General features: G+C 67.5%; 2 protein-coding genes. One reads left to right on the top strand and one right to left on the bottom strand.

Annotated features, from left to right (window positions below):
• Nucleotides 1-155 precede the first annotated feature (155 nt).
• Nucleotides 156-1,547 carry an aminopeptidase P N-terminal domain-containing protein gene (locus KH616_RS24160; protein WP_292253721.1) on the bottom strand — a complete coding sequence of 464 codons (1,392 nt, stop codon included), beginning with the start codon at nucleotides 1,545-1,547 and terminating at the stop codon, nucleotides 156-158.
• Between the two features lie 164 nt (nucleotides 1,548-1,711).
• Here KH616_RS24160 and KH616_RS24155 point away from each other — a divergent pair, with 164 nt between their 5' ends.
• Complete coding sequence (locus tag KH616_RS24155; protein ID WP_292253718.1) at nucleotides 1,712-2,326, top strand: glutathione S-transferase N-terminal domain-containing protein; 615 nt, start codon at nucleotides 1,712-1,714, stop codon at nucleotides 2,324-2,326.
• The last annotated feature ends 63 nt before the right edge of the window (nucleotides 2,327-2,389 follow it).

Below are 2,389 nucleotides of genomic sequence, written 5' to 3'. Positions count from 1 at the left end.
AGTTGCGCGTCGCGCTGCGTCGCGCGAGCCATCCGGCCAGCGCGAGCCCGACGGGGCCGGCGCCGACAATGGCAAGGTCGTATTCCGGCGTGGCCGGGGAAGAGGCGGTCGTCATCGAAAATCTTGAAACGGATGAAACGGTCGGAAACGTGCGCTCACGCGCCGGGCGCGGCGCCGGCGCGCATCAGCGCCTCGATCTCGGCGGCGGCGACGGGCACCTCGCGGGTGATCAGCTCGCAACCCTGCTCGCGCACGATTGCGTCGTCCTCGATGCGGATGCCGATGTTCCAGTATTCGGGCGGCACGTCGTCGGCGGCGCGCACGTACAGGCCGGGCTCGATCGTCAGCGTCATGCCGGGTTTCAGCGTGCGCCACGGCAACGCGCCCTGGTCGTCGCGCTTGCCGAGCCGCTCGCGGTAATCGCCGCAGTCGTGCACGTCCATGCCGATCCAGTGGCCGGTGCGATGCATGTAGAAGCGCGCATACGCGCGTTCGGCGATCACGTCGTCGACGCTCGAGAATGCCGTCTTCGGAATGATCCCGGTGTCGAGCAAGCCCTGCGCGAGCACGCGCACCGCGGCGTCGTGCGGTGCCTCGAACGCTACGCCGGCGCGTGTCGCGTCAATCGCGGCCTGCTGCGCGGCGAGCACGATATCGTACAGCGCGCGCTGCGCGGGCGAAAAGCGTCCGTTGGCCGGGAACGTGCGCGTGATGTCCGACGCGTAGCCGTCCAGCTCGCATGCGGCGTCGATCAGGATCAGGTCGCCGTCCTGTATGACCGCGTTGCCGGCGGGATAGTGCAGCACGCAGGCGTTTGCGCCCGCGGCGACGATCGAGCCGTAGGCCGGCGCCTGCGCGCCGTGCTTGCGGAACGTGTAAAGCAGTTCGGCTTCGATCTCGAATTCGCGCATGCCCGGCCGGCAGACCTGCATTGCGCGGCGATGCGCGAGTGCCGAGATGTGCGCTGCGCGGCTCATGATCGCCAGTTCGTGCGCGTCCTTGACGAGCCGCATGTCGTCGAGAACCGGCCCCACGTCGAGCATCGCGTCCGGCGCGGCGACGCCCGTGCGGGCCTGCGCGCGCACAGCATCGAGCCAGCCGACGAGCTGGCGCTCGAACGCCGCGGATGCGCCGAACCGGTAATGCACGGTGCCCGCGTCGGCGAGCAGGCGCGGCATTTCGGTGTCGATTGCATCGACCGTGAACGCGGCGTCGAAGCCGAATGCTTCGCGCGCGGCGTCCGGGCCGTAGTGGAAGCCTTCCCAGATTTCGCGGTCGGCGTTCTTCGCGCGGCAGAACAGGATCGACCGTGGCGCGCCGGGCGGTGCGGAAGCGTCCAGCACGAGCACGGCGTCCGGCTCGGTGAAACCGGTCAGGTAATAGAAGTAGCTGTCGTGGCGGTACGGGTAGCCCGTATCGCGGTTGCGCAGCACTTCCGGCGCGGTGGGGAAGATGGCGACGCCGCCGCCCGCGGCGCGCAGTGCGGCAAGCACGCGTTCGCGGCGTTGGCGGTAGACGTCGATGGCGGGTTCGGTCGGCGCATTCATCGTGCGATTGTAGCGCCGCCGGACGCGATGCGTGAAAGGGCCGGCGGGGCGCGGCGCCTGTTGCAAAGCATCCACAGGCTGAACGGGCGATTTTCTGCCGTGTCGCACCGCCCGGTTATGATCGGCGACACCGTATACTTTCGGCAGTTCCCTTTGAAAGGCAGATGATGAAATTAATCGGTTCGCTCGGCAGCCCGTACGTCCGAAAGGCGCGGATCGTGCTGGCTGAAAAGAAGATCGACTACAAGCTGGAGCTTGAAAACGTCTGGGCATCGGACACGAACATTCATGCGTCGAACCCGCTCGGCAAGGTTCCGTGCCTCGTGATGGAGGATGGCGCGGCCGTGTTCGACTCCCGCGTGATCTGCGAATACGTCGATACGCTGTCGCCGGTCGGCAAGCTGATTCCGCCGTCGGGCCGTGAGCGTGTCGAGGTGCGCTGTTGGGAAGCGCTGTGCGACGGCGTGCTCGACGCGTCGGTCGCGATCCGGCTCGAGCACACGCAGCGCGAACCGGCGCACCGGAGCGCAGACTGGATCGCACGCCAGCAGCGCAAGATCGACGACGCGCTCGTGGCGATGTCGCAAGGCCTCGGCGGCAAAACGTGGTGCGTCGGTAATCACTACACGCTCGCCGACATCGCACTCGGCTGCGCGCTCGGCTATCTCGACTTCCGGATGCCTGAGCTCAACTGGCGCGACCGTCACCCGAATCTCGACAAGCATTTCGCGAAGCTGGCGCAGCGCCAGCCGTTCGCCGATACCGTTCCGCAAGGCTGAACTGGCCGGCGCAACGGCCGGTCATGATTTCATCGGAACCAACAACGCGCCCCGCGGGGCGCG

The sequence above is a fragment of the Burkholderia sp. genome, from assembly GCF_018375725.1.
Classification (GTDB): Bacteria; Pseudomonadota; Gammaproteobacteria; order Burkholderiales; family Burkholderiaceae; genus Burkholderia.
The sequence above is the reverse complement of the archived record's forward strand: the minus strand, read 5'-3'. Positions and strand labels throughout refer to the sequence as shown.

What these genes read in the sequence shown, in the direction of transcription:
- KH616_RS24160 (WP_292253721.1), bottom strand. Translation starts at nt 1,547, where the DNA reads ATGAATGCGCCGACCGAACCCGCCATCGACGTCTACCGCCAACGCCGC.
- KH616_RS24155 (WP_292253718.1), top strand. Translation starts at nt 1,712, where the DNA reads ATGATGAAATTAATCGGTTCGCTCGGCAGCCCGTACGTCCGAAAGGCG.